We start from the raw sequence: 24,367 nt of genomic DNA, 5'->3' as shown, positions 1-24,367 counted from the left end.
GGGCGGGCGGAGGGTGGGGGCCATGAACACAAAGGCCATGCATACCGAGGCAAGGGACACGCCGGACGTCGTCGTCATCGGCGGCGGCACGGGCGGGTACAGCACCGCCCTGCGCGCCGCCTTCCTCGGTCTCGACGTCGTACTCGTCGAACGCGACAAGGTCGGCGGCACCTGTCTGCACCGGGGCTGCATCCCGAGCAAGGCGCTGCTGCACGCCGCCGAACTGGTCGACGGCATCGCCGAGGCCCGCGAGCGCTGGGGCGTGAAGGCCACGCTGGACTCCGTCGACTGGGCCGCGCTCACGGCCACGCGGGACGACATCGTGGCGCGCAACCACAAGGGGGTGGAGGCGCATCTGGCACACGCGGGCGTGCGGGTGGCGCGAGGGAGCGCGCGGCTGACGGGGGCGCGCACGGTGCGCGTGGAGAGCGCGCACAGCGAACCCGTACCCGGTGTGCGCGACTTCACCGCGCGCCGGGGCATCGTCCTCGCCACCGGCTCGCGCCCGCGCACACTCCCGGGGCTCGAGCCCGACGGGCGGCGCGTGGTCACCAGTGACGACGCGCTGTTCGCGCCGGGGCTCCCCGGCTCCGTCCTGGTGCTGGGCGGGGGCGCGATCGGGGTGGAGTACGCCTCCTTCCACCGGTCGATGGGCGCGGAGGTCACCCTGGTGGAGGCCGCCGACCGGATCGTGCCGCTGGAGGACGCCGATGTGAGCCGACACCTGACGCGCGGTCTGAAGAAGCGGGGCGTCGACGTGCAGGCGGGCGCGCGGCTGCTGGACGCGGAGGTGCTGGAGAGCGGCGTACGCGCGCGCGTGCGCACCGCGCGCGGGGAGACGCGGACGGTGGAGGCGGAGCGGCTGCTGGTGGCCGTCGGCCGGGTCCCGGTCACCGAGGGCCTGGACCTCGCAGCCGCCGGCCTGGCGACGGACGAGCGGGGGTTCGTCGTACCGGCGGACTGGAACCGGCTGGAGACTGCCGTGCCGGGGATCCATGTGGTGGGCGATCTGCTGCCGTCGCCCTCGCTCGGCCTGGCGCACGCCTCCTTCGCGGAGGGCCTGCTGGTGGCCGAGACGCTGGCGGGGCTGCCGTCGGCTCCCGTCGACTACGCGGCGGTGCCCCGGGTGACGTACTCGTCGCCGCAGACCGCCTCCGTCGGGCTCGGCGAGGCGGAGGCACGCGCGCGTGGGCACGAGGTCGACGTCAACACGATGCCGCTGACCGCCGTCGCCAAGGGCATGGTGCACGGGCAGGGCGGCATGGTGAAGGTCGTCGCGGAGGCCGGCGGCGGGCAGGTGCTCGGGGTGCACCTGGTGGGCCCGAACGTGTCGGAGATGATCGCTGAGAGCCAGCTGATCGTCGGCTGGGACGCCCAGCCCTCGGACGTGGCCCGGCACGTGCACGCACACCCCACGCTGTCGGAGGCGGTCGGCGAGGTGTTCCTGACACTCGCGGGCCGCGGCCTGCACCAGCAGTGAGCCCCGGTTCGCGGCAGCCCGGCACGGCTCGCGAATGCGTCCGGGCGCCCCCGGGAGCCTCCCGACCATGTGCTTGACAGTTCACCCACGCCGTGCGGCACTGGGAGGGCGAAGCCGGGCGGACTAGTCGGGGGTGAGTCTCCTGCCGGAGCTGCGCTACCCCAACGTCCCCGAACTGATCGCCTCCGCACGGGCGTTGGCTGCTCAGGAGCCCGGGCTGTGTTCGCTCAGACAGGTGGGTGTCTCGCGGGCCGGCCGGCCCCTGCATCTGCTGTCGGTGGGACACGCCCGCCGGGCCGTGCTGGTCGTCGCGGGCGCCCACGCGAACGAGCCGACGGGCGGCTCCACCCTCCGGGTGCTGGCGGAACGGGTGCTGGCCGAGCGGGAGTTGCGGACCGACACCTCCTGGCACTTCCTGCTCTGCGCGGACCCGGACGGGGCGAGCCTGCATGTGACGCCGGCGCCGCGCAGCCTCCTCGACTACCACCTCGGCTTCTACCGGCCGACGGGCGCGGAGCAGCCGGAGTGGTCGCCGGCGGTGCTCCCGCCCGACCGGCTGCCGCCCGAGACCCGGACGCTGACCGGGGTCATCGACGAACTGCGCCCCTACCTCCAGGTGACCCTGCACGGCACCGATCTGGGGGGCAGCTGGGTGCAGCTGACGAAGGACGTTCCGGGTCTGGCGGAACCGTTCGCCAAGTCCGCGGCGGAGCTGCACATCCCGGTCGAGACGGGTGCCTCGGACGCCGCGGGCTGGCCGGCCTCGGGGCCCGGGGTGCATGTGATGCCCGGCCCGGAGACGGGCGTCGCCTACCCGAGCCTGCCGGACGACGCACGGCACAGCACCTGGTACCACGCGCACCGCTACGGCGGCCTGACGGCGGTCGTCGAGGTCCCCATGTGGGCCAGCGACCTGGTGGACGACCCCGCGCCGCACCCGGCACCGGCGGCGGCGATGCGGCGCCTGGCGCAGCGGCTGCTGCGGGACTCGATGGAGGTGGAGGGGGTTCTCGCCGAGGCGCGGCCCCGGCTGGAGGGCGCGGACGGGCCGCTGCTGCGGGCCGCGCAGTGGGCCCTGGAGCTGATCCCGGGCCTGGCGCAGGACTGGATCCACACACCGCCGGCCGCCACGACGATGGCGTACGTCGGCAGTGTGGACGCGTTCGGACGGCGGCTGCCACTGCGAGCGGCGGCGATGCTGCTGCGGGTGCTGCGGGCGACGGACGACCGGGCGGCGCCCCGGCTGGAGCAGCTGGTCGCCTGCTGGTGCGACGCGTTCGCGGAGCGTTTCCGGGCCCGCTGGGTGCCGTTGGAGCACCAGGTGGAGCACCAGTCCCGGACGGTGCTGGTGGCCGCCCAGCAGGCGCGGGAACGGGCGGCGTGAGGCCTCCACGCCGCCCGTGTCTCCCGCGCCCCGGCAGCCGGGCTCAGCGCTCCGTGGCGAACACCGCTCCCGTGCGCGACTCCATGACGCACATGCTGGTGTAGGTCTCCTGGTAGTCGACCGGCCGTCCGTTCCACTGCCCGTGCGCGTGGACGGTGACGGGGGCGAAGATCATCGGGCAGAAGACCTTCTTCTGCGGGATACGTGCGATGTCGCCGTCGACGGCCGCGAGTTCGGCACACGCCTCGGCCGCGCGCGCGTACCCCAGGGGCACCGGGTCGCACAGCAGCAGCGTGCCGTGCTTGTCGGTGGGCTGGGTCTCGCCGCGGGCGACGGTGAGGTAGAGCCAGTTGTCGGAGAGGGGAAACGTGGTGCGGGGTGCCGCCTGGGCCGGGCTCGCGACGAGGAGGCCGACGGAGGCCAGCAGGGCACCTGCGGCCGCGGTCGCTCGGGTGATGTACGTCATTCCCGAAGCATCGGCACGGCGGTCCGCGTTCCGCACCCCCACTCACCCGAACGGAACCGTACGGGCGCACAACGGTGCGTCAGTTCGAATGCGGGAAGGCGTCCCGGTTCGCCGCGAGCCGGAAGGCTATCCGCCCGAAGCCGACCTGGTCGCCCTCGCGGACCACGACGGCACCGACCACCCGGCGGCCGTTGACCGTGGTGCCGTTGGTGGAGCCCAGGTCCCTGAGGACCCATATGCCGCCCTGGCGGCGGAGTTCCGCGTGCACGCGGGAGACCGTGTCGTGGTTCAGGCGCAGCCCGTTCGCGGGGTCGCGGCCGATGCGCAGCGGATGGCCGCCCGACGCGTACGGCAGCAGCAGCTTGGGCAGCCGCTCGGCCTGCCAGGCCCGGCGCAGCCGCACGGTGAAACCGGAGACCGCCTCGACGGTGCCGAGGACCGCGCGGGACAAGCGGTTCTCGCGGGGCAGGTCGGCGGTGAGGGCGGCGAGTTCGTCGGCGCGGCGCGCGGCGAGTGCGAGTTCCATGCGGCGCACGAACGTGTCCTGCGACAGGCGGCCCATCGCGACGCCGTCGCGCAGCACCTGCAGCGCCTTGTCGCGCTCCGCGTCGGACAACCGCGCGGGGTACGTGGGGAACTCGAAAGACGACGTCACGCTGGTGATTGTCGGGCAGTGAACCCGCGGTGTCCAGAAACGGGGAAACGGAGGCCACGCGCGCGTACATCTCGCGACACCTGCCGGGAAAGGGTGGATATCGAAAGCGTATTGATCGCTTTCGCGGCACGATGGACCGGCTACATCACGGTGAGCAGACGAAGGGGAACCGTCCGTGCAGTTCGAGGTGTGGGCACCGCAGGCAGACCGTGTGACGCTCCATTGCGAGGGTGCCACGCGCGCGTTGGAGCGCCATCCGGAGCGCGCAGGCTGGTGGACGGGGGAGGCCGAGGCACACGACGGCTCGCGCTACGGGTTCGCGCTGGACGACGGTCCGGTGCTGCCGGACCCGCGCTCGCGCCGCCAGCCGGACGGCCCGGACGGCCTGAGCGCGGTCGTCGGACACGGGCGGTACGCGTGGCGTGCCGCGTGGGCGGGACGCCCGCTGCCGGGCGCGGTGCTCTACGAGCTGCACGTGGGCACGTACACCCGCGAGGGAACCCTGGACGCGGCCGCCGGACGGCTTGAGCACCTGGTGGAACTGGGCGTAACCCACGTGGAGTTGATGCCGTTGTGCCCGTTCCCGGGGCGGCACGGGTGGGGGTACGAGGGGGTGTCGCTGTGGGCCGTGCACGAGCCGTACGGCGGCCCCGAGGCGCTGAAGCGGTTCGTGGACCGGGCGCACGGACTCGGCCTGGGTGTCGTCCTGGACGTCGTACACAACCACTTGGGCCCGTCGGGCAACTGTCTGCCGCGGTTCGGGCCGTACTTCACGGACACGCACCACACCCCGTGGGGCGCCGCGGTGAACCTGGACGCACCCGGCTCGGACGAGGTGCGCGCGTATCTGCTGGGCAGCGCGCTGGCGTGGCTGCGGGACTACCGGATCGACGGGCTGCGCCTGGACGCGGTGCACGCGCTGTGCGACACGCGCGCGTGCCACTTCCTGGAGGAACTGTCGGCGGCGGTCGACGCCCTCGCCGGCGAGCTGGGCCGGCCGCTGTTCCTGATCGCCGAGTCCGACCTGAACGACCCGCGGATCATCACCCCGCGCGCGGAGAACGGCCTCGGGCTGCACGCGCAGTGGAACGACGACTTCCACCACACCGTGCACACCGCGCTGACCGGCGAGTCCCAGGGCTACTACGCCGACTTCGCGCGCGCTCCCCTCGCCGGGCTCGCCAAGACGCTCACCGGCGGGTACTTCCACGACGGCACGTACTCCACCTTCCGGGGCCGCAGTCACGGCCGCCCGCTGGACCGGGCGCGCATCGCCGGCCATCGGCTGCTGGGCTACAGCCAGACGCACGACCAAATCGGCAACCGCGCACAGGGGGACCGGCTTTCGGCCCTGCTCTCCCCCGGCCTGCTGGCCTGCGCGGCCACGCTCACGCTGACCGCGCCGTTCACGCCGATGCTGTTCATGGGCGAGGAGTGGGCGGCCGGCACGCCCTGGCAGTTCTTCACCGACCACACGGATCCGGAGCTCGCCGAGGCGGTACGGCGGGGCAGGCGGCGGGAGTTCGCGCAGCACGGCTGGGCCGAGGAGGACGTACCGGACCCGCAGGACCCGGCGACCAGGGAGCGGTCCTGCCTCGACTGGTCGGAGCCGGAACGCGAGCCCCACGCGCGCGTGCTGGCCTGGTACCGGCGGCTGATCGCGCTGCGCCGGGAGCAGCCGGACCTCACCGATCCCGACCTGGCCGACATGAAGGTGGCGTACGACGAGGAGGCGCGCTGGCTGGCGTTCCGGCGCGGGGACGTCCGCGTGGCGGTGAACCTGGGCAAGGAGCCGGCGGCGATCCCGCTGGGCACCCGCCCGGTGCAGGTCCTCGCCGCGTGGGACCCGGTGGCGGCCCCGGGCCCGGACGGGCTGCTGCAGGTGCCCGGGGAGTCGTGCGTGGTGCTGTTCCAGCCCTGAGCCAGGGCCTGTCTGACAATTCCCGTCGTCCGCCCGGAGGGCGGGCCCCGCGGCGTCGCGGGGCAGGCCGGAATTGTCAGACAGGCCCTACGGCTCCGCCTCGTCGTCCTTGAACTCGGTCACCCGCTCCAGCAGGATCGGCTCCCAGGCGCGCGTCAGCTGGGTCCGCAGCAGCGGCAGGGAGCCGGTGGTGCGGCCTTCGAGGCGGTCGGCGAGGCGGATGACGGTGTCGCAGCGGGCGAGCCACAGACCGCGCAGGCAGGGGCGGGCGCCGTAGCCGGCGAGGGTGGCCGCGCGGACGGCGGCCGGGGAGCCGACGGCGACGGCGAGTCCGGCGATGTCCTCGGCGGGGTCCCCGAGGGCCGCTGCGGTCCACTCCAGGATGCCGCGGACCCGGCCGTCGGCGCTGACCACCACGTGCTCGCCGATGAGGCCGTGGTGGGTGAGGACCGCGGTGCCGGGCTGTGCGGCGAGCTGGGCGGCGCCGGGCGGGGTGAGCTGGCGCAGCCGCTCGGCGTCGAACTCGTCGGTGGCGGCGAGCCGTTCGGCGGCGTGCACGGCCATGCGACGCAGCGCCTCCAGGGAGCGCGGGGCGGTGCGTGGCACGCCGAGCGTCTCGGCCTGCCGCGGGGGCACGGCGCGCAGTCCGGTGAGCAGCCCGGCGAGGTCGGCCTCGCCGACGGCGGAGACGTCGTACTCCTCGGCGGTGCCGCCGGGCAGCTTGGTGTCCAGGGTGTAGGCGAGGCCGGGTGCCCAGTCGCCGTGGGCGACGCTGGTCGGGAGGGCGACGGGCACGTGCGGGCGGACCAGGTCGCGCAGGCGCAGCTCCCGGCGGCGGAGGACGGAGGCGTCGCGGTCGGGGGCAAGGCGCAGCACATGGCGGGTGCCGACCCACCAGGTGTGCGTACGGCCCTCGGTGATGGGCCGGACGTCGGGTCCCTCGGTGCCGCTCGCGGTCTCCTTGCTCTCCTTGAGCAGCGAACGGACCAGTCTGCGGACGGTGTCCGCGGTGGGTGTCGGTGCCTGGGTCATGAGTCGCGCCGTAGCCGTTCCGGGATGTCGTCGAGGGTGTGTCTCCTGGTCTCTCAGTCCACTATGACCATCTCACGGGTGGTGTTGTTGAGGCGGCGGCCGCCGTCCTCGGTCACCGTGACGATGTCCTCGATGCGTACCCCGAAGCGGCCGGGCAGGTAGATGCCGGGCTCGACGGAGAAGCACATGCCGGGCACGAGGGGCTGTTCCTCGCCCTCGATCATGTACGGCGGCTCGTGCGTGGTGACGCCGATGCCGTGGCCGGTGCGGTGGATGAAGTACTCGCCGTATCCGGCGTCGGTGATCACCGCGCGGGCGGCACGGTCGACCTCCTGGCAGGCGATGCCCGGCCGTACGGCCCGGAAGCCGGCCTCCTGGGCGGCGCGCACGATGTCGTGGACCGTGCGCTCCTCCTCGGTCGGCTCGCCGACGTGGACCGTGCGGGTGGTGTCGGAGCCGTAGCCGTCCTTGAGGCCGCCGAAGTCGAGGACGACCATGTCGCCCTGCTGGATGACGCGGTCGCCGACCTCGTGGTGCGGGTTGGCGCCGTTGGGCCCCGAGCCGACGATGGTGAAGTCGACCTGGGAGTGACCGAAGCGGCGCAGCAGGTCGGCGAGGTCGTGACCGACGTCGGACTCGCGGCGACCGGCGAAGGGAACCTTCCGGATCTCCTCGAACGTTGCGTCTGCAGCCGCCCCGGCGGCTGCCAGGAGTTCCAGTTCGGCCGGGTCCTTGACGGCGCGCAGCATGGGCAGGGCGTCGGTGAGGGAGGCGTAGGAGGTGCCGGGCAGGGTGCGCTGGAGGCCCAGCAGGTGCATCGCCCAGGTGTTGTCGCTGATGCCGAAGCGGCCACTGTGGTCGAGGAGGGCGGCGGTGACGGCGTAGGGGTCCTTGCCGTCGGTCCAGTCGCGCAGGGTGAGCGCGGAGGCGCCGACGGCCTGCTCGGCGTCCGGTGCCTCGAGGGTGGGCACGACCAGCACGGGGTCGTGCCCCGGGGTGAGGACGAGCAGGGTGAGCCGTTCGGTGACCGCGGTGGGCGTGTAGCCGGTCAGCCACACCATGTCCGGTCCCGGCGCCACGAGCAGTCCCGCAAGGCCGGCGTCGGCGGCGGTGCGCGCGGCACGCTCCATACGGGCCTTGTAGTCGTCGGCGGTGAAGGGCGCGGGCGTAGTGCCGGTCATCCGGTCCTCCGAGCGCGGTCGAGGTAGGGGCGAATCGGTCTCGGGCAGCATCCTGCCCGGCCGGACAGGGCTGCGCGAGCCGATTCCGGGATCACGCGCGCGCGGTCCGCGGACAGGGGGCTCGGCATGGGAACCATCTTGTCAGGTCACCACCCCCGGAACGACCGTCAGCTGCTGGTAGCCGCCGCCGGGGTGGCGCACGGTCAGGATCACCGCCGTTCCGGGACGGGCGTGGGCGACGGCTCGGGCCAGGTCGGCGGCCGAGTCGACGCGGGCGCCGCCGAACTGCAGCAGGACGTCGCGGCGCACCAGGCCCGCCGTGTAGCCGGGGCCGGGCACATGGACGCCCACCACCATGGCGCCGGCCTTCTCGGCGTCGACGACCTCCACGCCCAGGGTCGCGCCGGTCCGGGCCTCGGCGGGGCTCGGGGACGCGGAGGGGGCGGGCTGGGCCGTGGGGCTGTGCGGCGGGGTCTGGCGCTGCAGCTCGGCGAGCCTGCTCATGCCGATCACCGTGGCGCCGACCGTGCCGATTCCGACCCCGGAGAGCACCAGGACGGTGCCGGTGAACAGTCCGAACAGCACGGTCCTGGTACGCCGGCCGCGTCGGGGCGCGGCGTGCGGGCGCCGGACGGGGACGGACGTGCCGCTCTCCCGCCGTTCCTGACCGGGCATCGGCTTGGGACGCAACGCAGTCTGTTCCATGGTTCGCTCGCCTCCGGCTGGTGCTCTACCCGTGGCGCCGGTCCACGACGTGACACGAACGAGTGAGACTGGCCGGAGCGTGGCGGAGGGTAGTCATGGACATCGAGGCGAACGTTTCACGGTTCGTCGGCGTGGCAGGGCAGGGCCCTCACGCACCGTCCACCAGTCGCCGGACCAGCTCGGCCGCGGCTCCCCTCGGTGCGCCGCCGTGCAGCAGTTCCGTGCGGTGGACGACGCGGGGTGCGACGAGCGGGACGGCGACCGTGCCCGGGATGCCCGCGGCCGTCGCGCGGGGCAGCAGGGCGAGGCCGTGGCCGGCGGCGGTGAGGGCGGTCAGGGTGCGCAGGTCGGTGCCGTCGTAGCGGAGGGCGGGACGGAAGGCGCCGCCGGCCGCGGTGCGCAGCTGGGCGAGTGGGAGGGCCGCGTCGGGCGCGTCGAGCCAGCGGGCGTCCACGAGGTCGTCGAGGCGCAGGCCGGTGCGGCCGGCAAGGGGGTGACCGGCGGGCAGCAGGACGCTGACGGGCTCCTCGGCAACGCCGTGCGTGGTCAGCGGTGCCACGTCGGGCAGCCGCAGCGGGTCGCTGGGGGCCGCGAGACCGTCGACCAGGCCGAGGTCGGCGGTGCCGGTGGCGACGGCGGCCGGGATCGCGTCCCGGGTGAGGACACGCAGGGTCACGCCCGCGACCGGAAGCGCGCGTAGGACGCCGGGGCCGAGGGCGGTCGGTGTGGCGGCGAGGGTCAGGCCGTGCGCGGGCGCCGCGGCCATGCGGACGACGTCGGCGCGGGCCGCGTCCAGGCGCAGCAGCAGCGGGCCCGCGTGCTCCAGGAGGCGTTCTCCCGCCGCGGTGGGTGTGACGGGCCGCCGGGTGAGCAGGGGTGCGCCGAGGTCCTGTTCGAGGGCGGCGATGTGCTGGGACACCGCGGACTGGGTGTAGCCCAGCTCGCGGGCGGCCTCGGAGAAGGAGGCCAGGCGCGCCACGGTGACGTACGTGCGCAACAGGTGCGGGTCCATGCGGAACAGGATCCCACTCCATCAGCAACGCTTATCGAGGGTGCAGAAATCATCGTTGGACGTGAACCACGGGCGCCGCCCAGGATGAACGGCATGACGAACACCGCAGCTCGCACCGCCACACTGGCCCTCGTAGGGGACCGCTCCCCCACCGTCGTCTCCCACACCCGCATCCCGCTCCTGCTGGACGCCCTCGCCGAACGCGACCGGCTGGTCCTGGACGCCTACTGGATTCCGTCCAAGGACGCGGAGGCCGAGGGCGCGGTGCGGGGCTTCGACGCGGTGTGGGTGCTGCCGGGCAGCCCCTACCGCAGCGAGGCGGGCGTCCTCGCGGCCGTCCGCACCGCGCGCGAGGAGGGCATCCCGTTCCTCGGCACGTGTGGCGGCTTCCAGCACGCTCTGCTGGAGTTCGCCCGGAACGTGTGCGGGCTGACCCGGACCGCGCACGCCGAGAACGACCCCGACGCCGAGGACCTGCTGATCGAGCCGCTGGCCTGTTCTCTGGTGGGCCACGAGGCTGCGGTGGCCCTTGAGCCGGGCTCGCTCGCCGAGTCCGTGATCGGCTCGACGCGCACGGTCGAGCGGTACTTCTGCGCGTACGGCCCCTCCCGCCACCTCGATACGCTCCGCGCCCACGGCCTGCGGTTCTCCGGGCACGACGAGGACGGGCAGGTACGGGTGGCCGAGCTCCCGGGCCATCCCTTCTTCCTGGCCACGCTGTTCCAGCCGGAGCTGTCCGGCGACGGCTCGCGCCCCCATCCGGTGGTGCGGGCGATGGCGCGAGCCGCGGTGGAGCACGCGGGCCGGATGGAGCGCCGGCCCGCATGACCTGACCGGGTCAGCCGGTGTGGCCCCCGCCGTGGCCGCCGTGCGCCCCGTGGTCGAACTTCAGGGCCTCGGGCGGCATGACGACGAAGGGCCGCATCATGCCCATGTCCTCGTGCTCCAGCAGGTGGCAGTGGTACATGAACCGGCCGTACGCCCCGTCGAACCGGCCCATGACGCGCAGGATCTGCCCGCCGGGGACGCGGAAGACGTCCTTGTGGCCCAACTCGTTGGGCGCGAGCGGTATCTGCCTGCCCGCGTCGTACGCGATGGGGGTACGGGTGCCGCCCACCGCCGGGTCGAAGCCCGAGACGTCGTACGCGTCGCGCCCCAGCAGCTGGAAGTCGGCCAGGTGGATGTGCATCGGGTGGACGATCGGGGCGAGGTTGAGGAAGCTCCACTGCTCGTAGCCGCCCTCGGCGATGGTGAAGCCGAGACCGTCGTTGAACGTCCGTGCCGTGCGCCGGTATGTCTTCGTCCTGCCGTCCGCCCCGGTGAGCTGGATGACGCCGTCGGCGGGCAGCTCAAGGCCGCTCGGGTCCGCCACCTCGGTCATCTCCCAGATCTCCGGGTGGCCGCCGGCGCCCTTGGTGGCGGGCGGAGTGAGCACGATCAGGCGGTGGCCGTGCTCGATGTCGTGCGTGAGGCGGCGGAAGGAGCCGGAGAGCACCTGGGGCAGTTCGAAGGTGTCGCACGTGCCGCTCTCGCGGACGCGGAACTCCAGGACCGCCGGATACCGCACGTCGCCCTTCGGGTCGGGCACGCCCGCGGGCTGGTTGGCGCCCTTGTTGACCAGCCGGAGCTTCCTGCCCGCCAGCCCCCGGAAGTCCACGAGCAGGTCGAATCGCTCGGCCGGGGCGGCGGTCAGCGTGGGCAGCGCCGCGTCGAAGTCGACCGGTACCGGGCGAGGCAGCAGCCCGCCGTCGCTGCCGATCTGATGGACCACGCCCGGCACCGGGTTGTCGTCCTCGTCCACCAGGACGAGGTTGAAGATGCGCGCGTTGGAGGCGTTGACCAGCCGGAAGCGGTACCAGGCGTCGTCCACGTCGGCGTACGGCCAGATGCGGCCGTTGACGGTGGTGTACGGGCCGGTGAACGGTATGGAGACCGGCTTGCCCGTCTCCGGGTTCCGCTGCTGGACGATCACCGTCTTGTGCAGCAGCCGGCCGTTGAGGCGGCCGTCCTCGTCGGTGTCGAGGTTGCGGTCGGCGAGCAGCAGCGGTATCTCCCGCTCCCCGGACGGGAGATGGAGGGCGTCCTCCTCGTCGTCACGGACGAGGTAGGTGCCGTACAGGCCCGTCATCACGTTCCACCGCGTGATGTTCATCGCGTGGTCGTGGTACCACCACTGCACCGCCTGGTGGTCGTTCGGGTATTCGGACAGCTGGGCGTCGCCATGTCCGACGGCGTTGTCGGCCCAGCCGTCGTTGCCGCCGCCGGTCTGGGCTCCGTGCAGGTGGGTCACCGTCCAGGCGGGCAGGGCGGCGACGTCCTTGTTCGGTTCGACGCCCTCGCGGCCGGGTTCGGTGGTGGCGGGCGGGCGGCCGTCGGTGCGCAGCGGCACCTCCACCGAGGTGACCGGGTACTCGCTCTCCTTCGGGATGCGGTTGGTCCAGGCGATGCGGATGCGCTGTCCGCGCCGCACCTCGATGGTCGGGCCGGGCACCTGGCCGTCGTAGCCCCACATCAGGGTCGGCGGCAGCTGCGGGTGCAGGCGGACCCAGGTGGGGCGCAGGGCGATCTCCGTCTCGTGCGTCACGTCGGCGGACGCGGACGCCGGGCGCAGGACGGGCGGGACCGGTAACCGGGCGACGTACGGCGTCAGTTCGCCCGGTTCGGGTGCCTGCTGCCCCGCGATGCCCTTGGTGATCCTCTCGATGATGTCGGTCAAGGTCGAACACCCCCGTGTTCTGTCGTCTGTTCCCCTTGCCTCAGAAGACTCCTGACACCTCGGCCAAGTTCCCCGAATATGCCGTTCTGGCCGAAAAGTTTCGGAAATCGCCGATGCACGTCAGCCGAGGGGCACCGCGGATCCGAGGTCCGGTACGAAGCCGTGGGTGCGGCGGGCGAGGTAGTCGGCCTTGTAGCGGTCGACCTCCCGGTGCCAGTGCAGGACGCCCGCGAGCCAGTTCTTGAGGTCGAGCACGTAGTCCCCCATCGCCTCGCGCGCCCCCGCGGACAGGCCGAAGTCGTCGTACAGGACGGGCAGTTCGTGGCTGATGATGTGCTCGAACTGGTGCATGCGCTGGGTCATCAGGTCGTGGACGATGCCGAGCGCGGCCGGATAGTCGCAGCCGAAGAAGTTCTGCACGACGAGGATCGCGTTGTGCATCTCCCCCTCGTACTCGATCTCCTTCTGGTACGAGACGACGTCGTTCGTCAGGCACCCGTAGTCCATGGCGGCGTTCTCCAGCGCCCGGACGGGGCCGGTGCGGTAGATCTCCGGCGGGATCGCGGGTCCCTGGCCCCTGCGGCACAGGCCGAGGGTGAGGTCGGAGCCGAAGGTGGCACGGCGCATCTCCAGGTAGTCGACCGGGTCGGGGACGCGGTTCTGGAGCTGGTTGGACAGCTCCCACACCCAGCTCTCGGTCATCTTGTCGACGCTGTCGCGCAGGGCGCGCCGCTGGTCTCGGGACATGCCGTCGGTGGTGCGGGCCCAGAGGTCGATCAGGCCGCGTTCCATGCCGTTGACGGGGACGACAGCTGTCGCCTCGCCGTCGACGGGCATGCACGCCGACAGACGGGCAGTGGACAGCCGGGCGGCCGCCAGGTCGCGGCGGGCTCCGAAGACCAGCGGGTAGTAGTCGTCGGCGTAGGTGCCCCAGGCGAGCCAATGGGCGCTGAGGTCGAGAGCCTCCGGTGTGGCGTCCGGGTCGAGCCCGGCCGAGCACAGCGCAAGGTCGTAGGCGGCGAGCTTGTCCTCGTCCCAGACGCCCTCCTCCAGCATGCCCATGCGGTGCATCCACACGGTCAGGCGGGGGCGGCACGCCTCCAGGTGCGGGCTGAGCTCGACCTCGTAGGGCATGTAGAAGTCGGGCAGCAGGGAGGGGCCGACCTTCTCGAAGGGCACGTGCGCGTACGCGCGCAGGCGTTCCCCTGCGGCCGAGGCAAGCACCGCGCCGATGTCGGCGGCGGAGGTGCCGGGACCCGTGAGCTTCTGCCAGGGTGCGGCGGTGGTGACGCCCTTGTTCATGTAGCGGCTGGAGCGCAGGTGCCACTCGTGGCCGCCGGACTGCCAGTCCTGAAGTCCCTTGGTGTAGGCGGCCACCGCGGCGACCTCGTCGGGCCTCAGCCCCTTCTCCAGGGCGACGGCGGGCACTTCGGTGAGCGCGGTGTGCTCGAACTGGTGCAGGCGCGAGGTGAGGATGTCGTTGACGGTCTCGGCGGCCTCCTGGGTGGTGCAGCCGAAGAACGTCTCCAGCACGAGCACGCCGTTGCTGTTCTCGCCCTCGTCCTCGACCTCCCGCTGGTAGGAGAAGAGGTCGTTGCGCAGGTGGACCGCGTCGGAGAACGTCTCCATGAGCACCCTGAGCGGGCGGGTCCCGGCGACGGCGGCGGGCACCTCGGCGGTGGCGTACTCCACGAGCCCCGACGACCAGGGGGCGCCGCCCACCTTGCGGCGCATCTCGATGTACTCGACCGGGTTGGCGATCCGCCCCTCGTTCATGTTGGACAGCTCCCACATGGACTCGTTGAGCAGATGCTCGGTGGCGACGGAGAAGCGCCTGCGCCAGTCGACGGACATCGACGGCACCGTGCGCCTCCAGAGGTCGGCCAGGCCCGCCTCGACCGGATTCTCCGGCTCCGGCACCGGTGTCGTGAGGTCCGGTGGCATGAACAGCGGCAGACGGTCCAGGTGGGCCTTTCCTGCGGCGCGGTCCTGGGTGCGCTTGTACATGTCCAGGAAGTGGTCGTCGAAGAAGAACACCCACACGTACCAGTCGGTGATCAGCGACAGGGCCGGGCCGTCGCAGTCGGGGTGGGTGTAGGCGCACAGGAGCCCGTAGTCATGGGCCTCCAGGTCGGCCTGCTCCCAGACCCCGGAGCCCTCCAGCATGCCCATCTCGCGCGCCCACTGCGTCGAGTGGGCACGGGCCTCGTCGACATGCGGGTTGAGCCGCGCGGGATACGGCATGTAGAAGTGCGGGAGTTCGAACGGCTGCGTCATGGCCGGGCCCTACCCGGCTCCCGGGAGGGCCATCCACCCCCAGGGACATGATCACACCATCGCGTGAACCGGCGGAGAAACGGTGAACTTGCGCGGATTTTCCTGACGTTGGCCTGTGGCATCGGCGACCGGCAGCCCCAGGGAGACAGCCTGCCCCGTCCGCACTCTTGCCGCCCCCGCGCGCGGGGGCCACGGTAGGCGCATGACCTCCTTTGTCCTGCCCCATGAGGTGCACGGCGACGGCGCCCACAAGGTGTTCGCCGTGCACGGCTGGTTCGCCGACCGCTCGGCCTACGCGGCCGTCCTGCCGGATCTCGACCGCACCGCCTTCACGTACGCACTGGTCGATCTGCGCGGCTACGGCGGCGCCCGCGACGCCGTGGGCTCCTGTACGACGACCGAGGCGGCCGTGGACCTGGTGGAGCTGGCGGACCGGCTGGGCTGGGAACGGTTCTCGGTGATCGGGCACTCCATGGGCGGCGCGGTGGCGCAGCGGCTGATGGCGGTCGCCCCGCACCGGCTGCGCCGGATCGTCGGCGTCTCCCCCGTGCCCGCATCGGGGCTGCCGCTGCCCGGCGAGCAGGGCGTGCTGTTCGCGGACGCGGCGCACCGGCCGGAGAACCGGCGCGCGATCATCGACTTCACCACCGGGAGCCGCCGCCCCGCCGCCTGGCTCGACCGGATGGTGGAGCGCTCGCTGGAGTGCAGTGACGCGAAGGCGTTCCGGGCCTGGCTGGATTCGTGGGCGGGCGAGGACTTCCGCGTCGACGTCGAGGGCTGCGAGGTGCCGGCGCTGGCGGTGGCCGGTGAACTCGATCCGGCCCTCTCCCCGGCGCTGATGCGGGAGACCTGGATGTCCTGGTACCCGCGCGCCGAACTCGTGCCGCTGGCCTGCGCCGGCCACTACGCCATGGACGAGACCCCGCTGGAGCTGATCCGCACGGTGGAGGACTTCCTGCGGGCGGACGAGGGCGAGCCGGCGTGACCGTACGCGAGGCTCCGCCGGTGCCCGACGTCTTCGACCCGCGCCGGTACGCCGCCGGGGTGCCGTACGCCGACTACCGCATCCTGCGCGACCACCACCCGGTGGCCTGGCAGGACGAGCCGGAGGTGCTGGGCTGGCCGGCCGGGCCCGGCTTCTGGGCGGTGACCCGGCACGCCGACGTGGTCCGGGTGCTCAAGGACGCGGCGACCTACTCCTCGTACATCGGCGCGACCCAGATCCGCGACCCCGACCCGGACGACCTGCCGTTCATCCGGCGCATGATGCTCAATCAGGATCCGCCGCAGCACGGGCGGCTGCGGCGGACGGTGAGCCGTGCGTTCACTCCGGGGCGCATCGACCGGTTCGCGGCACTCGCCCGCGAGCGTGCCCGCACCCTGCTCGACCGGGCACGGGAGGAGGCTCGCTCGGGCGACGGCACGGTCGACGTGGTCGCGGGCGTCACCGACGAGTACGCCCTGCTCAACCTGGCGGATCTGCTGGGGGTTCCGGAGAGCGACCGGCGGCTGCTGCTGCACTGGACGCAGCGGGTCATCGGCTACCAGGATCCGGACGAGGCCGGCGCCCCCGTGCTGGACGCGGCGGGCAACCCGGTCAACCCGCGTTCGCCGGCGATGCTGCGGGACATGTTCGCCTACGCCGGACAGTTGGCCGTGTACAAACGACGGTATCCGGCCGACGACATCATGACGACACTCGCCCACGACGCCGAACTCGCCGAAGCCGAGCTGGAGATGTTCTTCTTCCTCCTCACCGTCGCCGGCAACGACACCGTGCGCAGCGCGGCACCCGGCGGACTGCTGGCCCTGGCGGAGCACCCGGAGGCGTACGAGCTGCTGCACGCCGGAAAGGTCGGTATGCCGTCCGCGGTGGACGAGTTGCTGCGCTGGCATCCGCCCGTGCTCACCTTCCGCCGGACCGCCGCGCGGGACACCGAGCTGGCGGGCCGCCGGATCCGGGCGGGCGACAAGGTCGTGGTGTTCCACGCCTCCGCGAACCGGGACGAGCGGGTCTTCGCCGAGCCCGGCCGGCTGGACCTCGCCCGCACACCCAACCCGCACGTGTCCTTCGGGGACGGCCCGCATGTGTGCCTGGGTGCCCACTTCGCCCGGCTGCAACTGGGGCTGCTCTACGAGGAGGTACTGCGCGCGCTGCCCGGGCCGCCGCGCCCCGCTGGGCCGGCCGGGCGGCTCGTGTCCAACTTCATCAACGGCCTCAAATCACTGCCGCTGAGCGTCGTTTGAGGCGTTCACCTGGATGAGCGCGTGCGTGCCGCCCGTGCGCCAGCGCTGTCCCTCGGCCGCGACCAGCGCGGCCTCCGTGGCCGCGGTCAGGCCGGTGATCACGTCGGACTTGAGGGTGCGCAGGGCGGCGACCGGGCCGGGGAAGTAGGCGGTGACCTGCTGGAAGGAGGTGGTGGGCGGCCACCACCGGTCGCCCACCAGACGGCGGTAGTTGAGGTCGCCCTTGACGATGGTCAGCGTGGCCGAGGCGAACTCGGCGCGCAGGTCGTCCGGCAGGTCGGCGTACGGCAGCGGGGCGCAGGAGAAGGGGTGGGCGCGCACCCTGAGCCGGCCGTCGGCCATGGCCGACCAGAGCACCCGCCCGTACCCGGCGGCCGCGCCCGGTGCCGCGGCGAGGCGCTGCAGTGCGTCGACCACATCGGCGGTCGTGGCGTCGGAGACGTAGTACGGGTACGGCTTGACGTGCAGGACCGCGCGCTCGATCCGCCCCTCGGTGAGGAGATGGGCGATCAGGAGCAGGTCGGGGACGAGTTCGCGGCCCGCGTTGTCCGCGACCAGGACCAGGGTGCCGGCGCCGGAGACCGGCAGCAGCGACCACAGGGTCTCGCTGTCGTCGGCGACCAGGGCGGGGGCCGGTTCCCCGGCCTCGGCGCCCGCGGCGGACAGGCGGAAGCCCAGGTCGGCGCGGTTGCCCCAGAGCGAGCCGTGCAGCAGGGCGCGGGCCCGCTCCTGCTCCGGCCGGTCCTGGAGGGCGCCCCGCGAGTGAGCCGCAGGGGTGCGCCGGTGTCGAGAGTCCGAGCGCGCGGAGGCCCGAAGGGCTGAGCACGGTCGGGCGCTCGACACCGGCTGAAGCGCCCCGGAGGCGAAGGAGCCATTGAAATCGAGAGCGGCCAGTTCCTCGTCGGTCTCCGGAGCGTCGAGTTCGGCCCGCTTGAAGGGGCGGAACGGGTCGATGCCCTGCCAGGCTCCCGGGCCGGTCCAGCCGACCGCGTCGAGCAGCCGGCGGTAGAACCAGCTCTCGGACCACAGCCACGGCACGTCGAACCAGGACCGTCCGACCTGGTCGTCCAGGCCCCAGGCGCGCCAGCGGTCGCGGTCGGCCGCGTCCTCGGGCAGTGGCTCGATCACGCCTTCGGTGCAGCTCTTCAGCAGCTCGTCCAGCGCGCGGTGCTGCCCGGGGCCGTACGGGAAGGCCTCCCGCACCTGCCGGATGATCGCGGGGTGCCGCTCGGCCAGCACGCTGTGCGGGAACGAGCCGGGTTCGTTGCCGAGGATCACGGGCGCCGTCGGGGTGTCGGGCATGTCCGTCACCGTATCGCGCGGGTCAGCCGGTTCTGATCTCCCGCTCCAGCTGCGTGGCGAGGGTCAGATAGCGCGGGCGGCGGTGCACCGGCACCAGGCCCCGGACCATGAGGTGCCACATCTCGGCCACCCTGCGGGGCAGCCGTCCGACCGGTTCGAGGGAGCGGCCGGCGACCCTCGTTCCGACGAAGAAGCAGACCAGGGAGTGCGCGACGGCACCGACGTCGATCTCGGAGTTGACGTCGGCCTCCTTGACGGCGCCGCTGAACTTCCGGGTGGAGAACTCCAGCCACTCGGTGAAGGGATGCCTGAGCGGGGCCCGTACGGCGACGTCCGCGGTGGCGAGACGCAGTCCCGCGCGCGGCACCGGGTCCTCCACGGCGAGCCGGGCGATGGCGAACGTGATGCGCATCAGGGACTCCAGCGAGGAGTAGCCGCGGCCCTCGATGTCGTCCACGACCTGCTGCGCGGCTCTGGCCTGGAGTTCCAGGATGGCGTGGGCCAGGTCCTCCTTGGCGGCGAAGTGGAAGTACAACGCCCCTTTGGTGACCTGCGCATGGCCGACGATGTCACTCAGACTGGTGGATTCATAGCCCTGCCGGTCGAACAGATCGGCAGCAGCGGTGATGATCGTCGCCCGGGTCTGCTCAGCGCGCAACTGCCTCGCCATCGACCGACCCCTCTCTTGCGCTTCCAACGAACGGGACACGCGGTTTGTTTTGACCCCACGCATACGATAACTCACCGAGCGGCAAAGGGAGTCGGGTGGTCGGGATCAGTTTTACACTCCGCGCCACGTGAGCGCCCGCCCTCGCCGCCGATCTTCACGTTTCGCAAACGGATGCCGCCGTACAGCACTCCTCACAAGAACATTGAGCGTTTCCGGAAGCCAACGGCCGGCGGTGTTCCGGGCGTGAAGTGTCGCGAAGGGCGGGTGCGTACCGCATCCGGACGCCCCCTCAGGGGCTTCCACCAAAACCGCCCGACCGGTCTGAGATGTGCGCTGCCTCGGCCCGAGGACGCCTGGACGGCCGAGCAGGCGGACGGCCTGGGGCTGAACAGAGCGGACGTGTGCCCCGTACTGGACACAGCAGCCCCCGTTCCCGCGCCCGCCGAGGAGACGTCCCGGATGACTCGGATGACCGCACGCCTGAGCGTCACGGCAGCCGCTGCGGCGGCACCGCTCCTGCTTCTGCCGTGGGCGGCGGGGTCCGCCCAGGCCCACGGCGCCCCCGTGGATCCGGTCAGCCGGGTGTACGCCTGCTCCCCCGAGGGCGGCAGCGCGAACCGGTCATCGGCCTGCCGGGCGGCGGTCGCCGCGAACGGCACGCCCTTCACGGCGTGGGACAACCTGCGGGTGGCAGGGGTGGGCGGCAGGGACCGGCAGGCGATTCCGGACGGCAGGCTGTGCAGCGGGAACCTGCCTGCCTACCGCGGGCTCGATCTGGCCCGGCGCGACTGGCCGGCGACCCGGCTGACCCCGGGCGGCCGGCTGACGATGTCGTACGCCTCGACGATCGCCCACACCGGCACGTTCAAGCTGTACCTCACCAGGCCGGGCTACGACCCGGGGAAGCCGCTGAAGTGGTCCGACCTGCCCACGCGCCCCTTCGCCGAGGCCACGGACCCGCCCCTGACGAACGGGGCGTACCACATCCGGGCGACGCTGCCGAAGGACCGGACGGGCCGTCAGATGCTCTACACGATCTGGCAGAACACCAGCACGACGGACACCTACTACTCGTGTTCCGACGTGGTGTTCCCGGAGGCGGGGCAGGCGCGGGCCACGGAGACGACCGCGGCCGCACAGGCGCCGACGAGCCCGCGGCCCGCGCGCACACCAACGGCGCAGCCATCTACGGGAACGCCGAATCCCGCGAAGAAGAAGGGGATTTCGGCCGGAGAGACGAGCACTTCGGCAGACGGCACGGGTGACAGCACGCCAGTGGCCGAGGCCACCCACGCGGACGCGGGCCCCTCGGCTCCCCTGCTGGCGGGCGGCGCCGCCGCGGTGCTGGTGCTCACCGGGGGCGCCGCCCTGGTCCTACGTCTGCGTCGACGTTGAACGCCCTCTCAGTGAAGGTCAGTTGACGTAGACCCGGGCGCCGGCGTCGGTGACGGGGGCGTACTTGGCGGTGAAGTAGCCGCTGGAGAAGCAGAGCGAGGAGCCCGAGCTCTTGCTGAACTGCTGGTTGGTGAAGGCGATGCTGCTGTCGCTGTTGTCGGCCTTACCCGTCAGGCTCGGCGCCTGGTAGACACAGGTGATGGTGCCCAGCAGGGTGCGCAGCTTCACCGTGGTCTGGATGGTGGAGCCGCTGGCCGGCGAGACGGTGAGGGTGCCGTCGGAGGCGACGGTCGCGGTGTAGGGCAGGTTGTCGACCGTGATGCTGCTGACGCCGAGCACACCGGTGACGTTGCTGGTGCAGCTGCTGCTGTCGAAGGTGTGCCCGGTGACGGACTCGGTGGCCGTACCGGGGGCGGTCGGGTTGCCGGTGACCTTGGCGGTGAACTGCGACGACGTGCAGGTGACCCCGCTGGTGCCGGTCGCGCTGGAGTAGAGCGTGGCGGACGTGCCGCCCGCCAGCGGGGCGGTCAGGGTGTCACCGACGGCGGCCGCGGTGCCGCCGGCGCTGCCCGTGGTCAGGACGGCGCTTCCGTCCGCGGAGGCGGGGACGGCTGCGGTGACGGTGAGCGCGGTGACGGTTCCGGCGAGGGCGAGGAGGGATCGCGTACGCATGCGGGTGCCTCTTTCTGAGGTGGGGGGCAAGGGGGAGGTGAGGTGGGGGTGTTGGAGCGGCCGGGCGGCGACGTGGGGGGAGCGGAAGGGGGGGCGGGGGTGGCGATGTGGGGGTTGTGATGCGCGGGTGGTGGTGCGCCGGGGGCGCCGCCGTCGTCGGTCCGTGACGCCTTCTCCGAACGTGACGGACCGGCGACGGCGGAGGGCCGGGCACCGGTCGAAGGCCCCGGGGGAAGGCCTCCGACCGGACCGGGCAGGGGGCGGCCCGGCACAAGCCGAGGGGGAAGCCGACCGTGCCGGTGCCGCGGTGATGCAGAGCGGTTGCTGAAAGGAAGGCCGGGAACGCGGCCGGTGCCGCTCGACGGATCCGGCGCCACGGATCCGGGGGAAACCAGGGAGAGTTGTAGACCCGCTCAACCATCAACGTCAAGGCGCGGCAAGGGAGTTGCTGATGGAGGGGTCTCGCCTGACAGCGCTTCCCGAGTGGACGCGGCGACGTGGGCGCACATCCAACACCCTTTTTTCACAACTGCCTTGACCCCAAAAAGTAACCGGCGGTAACTTCCTCGAAAGGCTACTGCCGCGTAACGAGAAAGCCCTTGCATCCGCCGGGAGTGCGAGGAGGCGTGCGCGACTGTCGCTGTCCGCGCCAGGACAACGTGCCACTGAAACCCAACCCGCATTGATCTATGCCCATGGGAGCAGACATGGCCTCGTCCCCGGACTTCTCGTCCGCCCACAACACCCCCGCGAACCCGGAAAGCGGTTCCCCGTCCGAAGCCTCGGCAGAGTCCGGCGCCGCCGTCGACGGCGACAGACGAGGCCGGGTCCGGCTGCGCAGGGCCGCGGTGATGGCGGTGCCCGCCGCCGCGGTCGCCGCGGGCCTCGCGATCCTCACCGCTCAGGGTGCCCTCGGCGTGCAGTTCGCGATCTCGGGCATGCCGTTCACTGTCACGGCGACGGAACTCAGCGGCACCGGGTTCGAGCAGTTCGGCGGCCTCGACACCATGGCGGACGGCAGTCCCAACGCCGGGGACACCGGCGGCCAGGTACTGGTCGTCACCTCCGCGATCAAGAACGCCACGCTCACCAAGCTGTGCCAGAGCGTCGACCTCGGCGGCACCAACCTGAAGATCAGCGCGGGCGGCGGCGAGCACAAGGTGACCGCGAGCGACCTCACCACCGACTCGACCGAGCTGTCCGGTAACGCGGCATTCAACAACATCGAGATCGGCAACGACGCCAGCACACTGAACAAGGCGAACGCGAAGGGCCCGATCGGCGTGTTCAGCCAGCAGGCCGACACCGTGTACATCGGCGACCTGCGGCAGACCAACTACGCGACCACCGCCGGTGTGTTCAAGCTGCCCGGACTCAAGCTGAGCTTCAGCGACAAGGCTTGCTGATCCGATGCCGGAGCGTCCACGTCAGGGACTGAGGCCCGCCTTCCGCAGGTGGCGGGCCCGCCGGCCGTTCTGGGGCGGGCTGCTGCTGACCCTCGGCGGCGGCGAGATCCTGCTCACCGAGAAGGCCTCGCTGAAGGTCGTGATGCACATCGGCATGCAGGGCCTGGCCGGCTATCTGCTGCCGACCCTCATGGTGCTGCTCGGGCTGCTGACCCTCTTCAACCCCGGCCAGCGTCTCTTCTACTCCCTCACCGGCATCCTGGTCACCCTGGGCACCTGGATCACCTCGAACCTGGGTGGCTTCTTCATCGGCCTCCTCCTCGGCGCCACCGGCTGCTGCCTGACCTTCGGCTGGCTCCCCGACCAGGGGCCCCGCGTCAGCCGCCGTCGACGGCGCAAGGAGGCGCGGGCTGCGGCGCAGCGCATGCAGGAAGGGGCGGGGGAACCGGCCTGAGCGACCGGCACGTCAACCCTGCCCCACCCTTCCCTCGAACGGGTGACTTGGGAACTTCTTTGCCTTTGTGGCGAGTTCATCGGGCAGACGGACGGCAGTGGAACGCCGTGCGGATGGATCCGATGGACTGAGGAGCTACGGCGTCATGGTGTTCAAGAAACTGCTGGGGGCGATCGGGGTCGGTGGCCCCTCCGTGGACACGGTGCTGGACGGCGGTGCGGTGGTGCCCGGCGGGCCGCTGTCGGGCCGGGTCCTGCTCCGCGGCGGCGGGACGGCCGTGGAGGTCGAGCACATCGGCCTGGAGCTGATCGCACGCGTGGAGGCGGAGCACGAGGAGGGCGAGAGCGAGGGCGCCGTCGTCTTCGAGCGGTTCACCGTCGGCGGCGGCTTCCGGCTCGGCGAGGGGGAGGAGCGCGAGCTGCCCTTCAGCGTGCCGGTGCCCTGGGAGACCCCGGTCACCGAGTTGTACGGCCAGCCGCTCGGCATCGTCCTGGGCGTGCGCACGGAGGTCGCGGTGGCGGGCGCCCGGGACAAGGGCGACCTCGACCCGCTCGCCGTCAGACCGCTGCCCGTACAGGAAGCGGTCCTGGACTCCCTCGGCCAACTGGGCTTCGGTTTCCGCTCCGTCGACCTCGAGTACGGCCGCATCGGCGGTACGGGCCAGCAGTTGCCGTTCTACCAGGAGATCGAGCTGACCCCGGCCCCGCAGTACGCGCACGCGGTGCACGAGATCGAGCTGACCTTCCTCGTCTCCCCCACGGGCGCCGAGGTCGTCCTGGAGGCGGACAAGCGCGGCGGCCTGTTCTCCGCCGGGCACGACGCGCTGACCCGGTTCGTCGTGCGGCACGAGGACGCCGCCGTCCTCGACTGGAACAGAGAGGTGGACGGCTGGATCCGCCGACTCGTCGAGCACCGCGAGGCCTATGGCACCCGCGCGGCGTACGGGCACGGCGAGCCCCACCCCGTCCACGACTCCGGTCACCACCACTCCGGCCCGGGCCTGGGCACGGCCGTGGCCGCCGGGGCGGCGGGCCTCGCCGTCGGTGTGGTCGGCGGGATGGTGGCCGCGGAAGTCGTGGACGAGATCGGGGACTTCTTCGAAGGGGACGACGAGGAGGACTAGGCTTCCGACGCGGTGCGGACCTCGGTGGGCTCCACGACCGAGGCGGTGGCGGCACCGGTGACGGTGCCGGTCGCGGCGCCCTGTCCGGCTGCGGCCGGTGTGCCGTTCTCGGTCTTCATCGCCTTCGCCTCGCTCTTGAGGATGCGCATGGACTTGCCCAGCGCCCGGGCGGTGTCCGGCAGCTTCTTGGAGCCGAACAGCACGAGGAACACGACCGCGACGATCAGCAGGTGCCAGGGCTCGAGTCCGTTGCGGAGCATGACCGCCCC

22 protein-coding genes are annotated in these 24,367 nt (G+C 72.3%); 10 read left to right on the top strand and 12 right to left on the bottom strand.

Annotated features, from left to right (window positions below; translation table 11 throughout):
* The first annotated feature begins 37 nt into the window (after positions 1-37).
* A complete protein-coding gene (gene lpdA / locus ACZ5DS_RS06170; protein ID WP_468234585.1) occupies positions 38-1,480 on the top strand; it encodes a dihydrolipoyl dehydrogenase in 1,443 nt (480 codons plus the stop codon).
* Between the two features lie 133 nt (positions 1,481-1,613).
* Complete coding sequence (locus tag ACZ5DS_RS06165) at positions 1,614-2,864, top strand: M14 family zinc carboxypeptidase (RefSeq protein ID WP_468234584.1); 1,251 nt, start codon at positions 1,614-1,616, stop codon at positions 2,862-2,864.
* A 43-nt stretch (positions 2,865-2,907) separates the two neighbouring features.
* On the opposite strand, the gene ACZ5DS_RS06160 is transcribed toward ACZ5DS_RS06165, so the two are convergent.
* Both ACZ5DS_RS06160 and ACZ5DS_RS06155 read right to left on the bottom strand, forming a co-directional pair.
* A complete protein-coding gene (locus ACZ5DS_RS06160; RefSeq protein ID WP_468234583.1) occupies positions 2,908-3,330 on the bottom strand; it encodes an SSI family serine proteinase inhibitor in 423 nt (140 codons plus the stop codon).
* 79 nt (positions 3,331-3,409) lie between these two features.
* Positions 3,410-3,985 carry an FHA domain-containing protein gene (locus ACZ5DS_RS06155; protein ID WP_468234581.1) on the bottom strand — a complete coding sequence of 192 codons (576 nt, stop codon included), beginning with the start codon at positions 3,983-3,985 and terminating at the stop codon, positions 3,410-3,412.
* A 175-nt stretch (positions 3,986-4,160) separates the two neighbouring features.
* Here ACZ5DS_RS06155 and treZ point away from each other — a divergent pair, with 175 nt between their 5' ends.
* Positions 4,161-5,906 (top strand): malto-oligosyltrehalose trehalohydrolase, encoded by a 1,746-nt coding sequence (treZ, locus tag ACZ5DS_RS06150; protein ID WP_468234580.1) that lies wholly within the window; start codon positions 4,161-4,163, stop codon positions 5,904-5,906.
* Positions 5,907-5,993: 87 nt separating this feature from the next.
* Here treZ and ACZ5DS_RS06145 read toward each other — a convergent pair whose 3' ends face one another.
* The 4 genes from ACZ5DS_RS06145 to ACZ5DS_RS06130 form a co-directional block, all read right to left on the bottom strand.
* On the bottom strand, positions 5,994-6,938 hold the full coding sequence (locus ACZ5DS_RS06145) for a phosphotransferase family protein (protein ID WP_468234579.1): 945 nt from the start codon (positions 6,936-6,938) through the stop codon (positions 5,994-5,996).
* A gap of 53 nt (positions 6,939-6,991) precedes the next feature.
* Entirely contained in the window at positions 6,992-8,119 is a 1,128-nt protein-coding gene (locus ACZ5DS_RS06140) for an aminopeptidase P family protein (RefSeq protein WP_468234577.1), read from the bottom strand.
* A gap of 141 nt (positions 8,120-8,260) precedes the next feature.
* Positions 8,261-8,824, bottom strand: a complete 564-nt coding sequence (locus ACZ5DS_RS06135; RefSeq protein ID WP_468234576.1) for a PDZ domain-containing protein — start codon at positions 8,822-8,824, stop codon at positions 8,261-8,263.
* A 148-nt stretch (positions 8,825-8,972) separates the two neighbouring features.
* Positions 8,973-9,836, bottom strand: coding sequence for a LysR family transcriptional regulator (locus ACZ5DS_RS06130; protein WP_468234575.1), 864 nt, complete (start codon positions 9,834-9,836; stop codon positions 8,973-8,975).
* Positions 9,837-9,929: 93 nt separating this feature from the next.
* Between ACZ5DS_RS06130 and ACZ5DS_RS06125 the strand changes: the two genes are divergently transcribed.
* Positions 9,930-10,664, top strand: coding sequence for a CTP synthase C-terminal region-related (seleno)protein (locus ACZ5DS_RS06125; RefSeq protein WP_468234574.1), 735 nt, complete (start codon positions 9,930-9,932; stop codon positions 10,662-10,664).
* Positions 10,665-10,674: 10 nt separating this feature from the next.
* On the opposite strand, the gene phsA is transcribed toward ACZ5DS_RS06125, so the two are convergent.
* Together phsA and cyc2 are read right to left on the bottom strand one after the other, a co-directional pair.
* The gene (gene phsA / locus ACZ5DS_RS06120) at positions 10,675-12,552 is read right to left on the bottom strand and encodes an O-aminophenol oxidase PhsA (protein WP_468234572.1); all 1,878 of its coding nucleotides are present in this window, start codon (positions 12,550-12,552) and stop codon (positions 10,675-10,677) included.
* A gap of 120 nt (positions 12,553-12,672) precedes the next feature.
* On the bottom strand, positions 12,673-14,829 hold the full coding sequence (gene cyc2, locus ACZ5DS_RS06115) for a germacradienol/geosmin synthase Cyc2 (protein WP_468234571.1): 2,157 nt from the start codon (positions 14,827-14,829) through the stop codon (positions 12,673-12,675).
* 202 nt (positions 14,830-15,031) lie between these two features.
* Between cyc2 and ACZ5DS_RS06110 the strand changes: the two genes are divergently transcribed.
* Positions 15,032-15,814, top strand: coding sequence for an alpha/beta fold hydrolase (locus tag ACZ5DS_RS06110; protein ID WP_468234569.1), 783 nt, complete (start codon positions 15,032-15,034; stop codon positions 15,812-15,814).
* Complete coding sequence (locus ACZ5DS_RS06105; RefSeq protein ID WP_468234568.1) at positions 15,811-17,076, top strand: cytochrome P450; 1,266 nt, start codon at positions 15,811-15,813, stop codon at positions 17,074-17,076. The genes ACZ5DS_RS06110 and ACZ5DS_RS06105 overlap by 4 nt, the downstream gene beginning before the upstream one ends.
* On the opposite strand, the gene ACZ5DS_RS06100 is transcribed toward ACZ5DS_RS06105, so the two are convergent.
* Both ACZ5DS_RS06100 and ACZ5DS_RS06095 read right to left on the bottom strand, forming a co-directional pair.
* Positions 17,053-18,378, bottom strand: coding sequence for a damage-control phosphatase ARMT1 family protein (locus ACZ5DS_RS06100; RefSeq protein WP_468234567.1), 1,326 nt, complete (start codon positions 18,376-18,378; stop codon positions 17,053-17,055). The genes ACZ5DS_RS06105 and ACZ5DS_RS06100 overlap by 24 nt on opposite strands.
* Before the next feature lie 22 nt (positions 18,379-18,400).
* Positions 18,401-19,048, bottom strand: coding sequence for a ScbR family autoregulator-binding transcription factor (locus tag ACZ5DS_RS06095; protein WP_468234565.1), 648 nt, complete (start codon positions 19,046-19,048; stop codon positions 18,401-18,403).
* 459 nt (positions 19,049-19,507) lie between these two features.
* Here ACZ5DS_RS06095 and ACZ5DS_RS06090 point away from each other — a divergent pair, with 459 nt between their 5' ends.
* Positions 19,508-20,443 (top strand): lytic polysaccharide monooxygenase, encoded by a 936-nt coding sequence (locus ACZ5DS_RS06090; protein ID WP_468234564.1) that lies wholly within the window; start codon positions 19,508-19,510, stop codon positions 20,441-20,443.
* A gap of 18 nt (positions 20,444-20,461) precedes the next feature.
* Here the strand turns inward: ACZ5DS_RS06090 and ACZ5DS_RS06085 are convergent, their stop codons facing one another.
* Complete coding sequence (locus tag ACZ5DS_RS06085; protein WP_468234562.1) at positions 20,462-21,115, bottom strand: Tat pathway signal sequence domain protein; 654 nt, start codon at positions 21,113-21,115, stop codon at positions 20,462-20,464.
* A gap of 707 nt (positions 21,116-21,822) precedes the next feature.
* Between ACZ5DS_RS06085 and ACZ5DS_RS06080 the strand changes: the two genes are divergently transcribed.
* The 3 genes from ACZ5DS_RS06080 (at position 21,823) to ACZ5DS_RS06070 (ending at position 24,098) form a co-directional block, all read left to right on the top strand.
* Positions 21,823-22,521: a DUF6230 family protein gene (locus ACZ5DS_RS06080; protein WP_468234561.1), complete on the top strand. Its 699-nt coding sequence runs from the start codon at positions 21,823-21,825 to the stop codon at positions 22,519-22,521.
* A gap of 4 nt (positions 22,522-22,525) precedes the next feature.
* Positions 22,526-22,975 carry a DUF6114 domain-containing protein gene (locus tag ACZ5DS_RS06075; protein ID WP_468234559.1) on the top strand — a complete coding sequence of 150 codons (450 nt, stop codon included), beginning with the start codon at positions 22,526-22,528 and terminating at the stop codon, positions 22,973-22,975.
* A gap of 145 nt (positions 22,976-23,120) precedes the next feature.
* A complete protein-coding gene (locus ACZ5DS_RS06070) occupies positions 23,121-24,098 on the top strand; it encodes a sporulation protein (RefSeq protein ID WP_468234558.1) in 978 nt (325 codons plus the stop codon).
* On the opposite strand, the gene tatA is transcribed toward ACZ5DS_RS06070, so the two are convergent.
* Positions 24,095-24,358, bottom strand: coding sequence for a Sec-independent protein translocase subunit TatA (gene tatA / locus ACZ5DS_RS06065; protein WP_468234556.1), 264 nt, complete (start codon positions 24,356-24,358; stop codon positions 24,095-24,097). The two genes, ACZ5DS_RS06070 and tatA, sit on opposite strands and share 4 nt — an antisense overlap.
* Positions 24,359-24,367: the final 9 nt, after the last annotated feature.

This window comes from Streptomyces sp. NPDC031100 (assembly GCF_055570785.1).
This window is presented reverse-complemented; position numbering and strand designations above follow the sequence as displayed.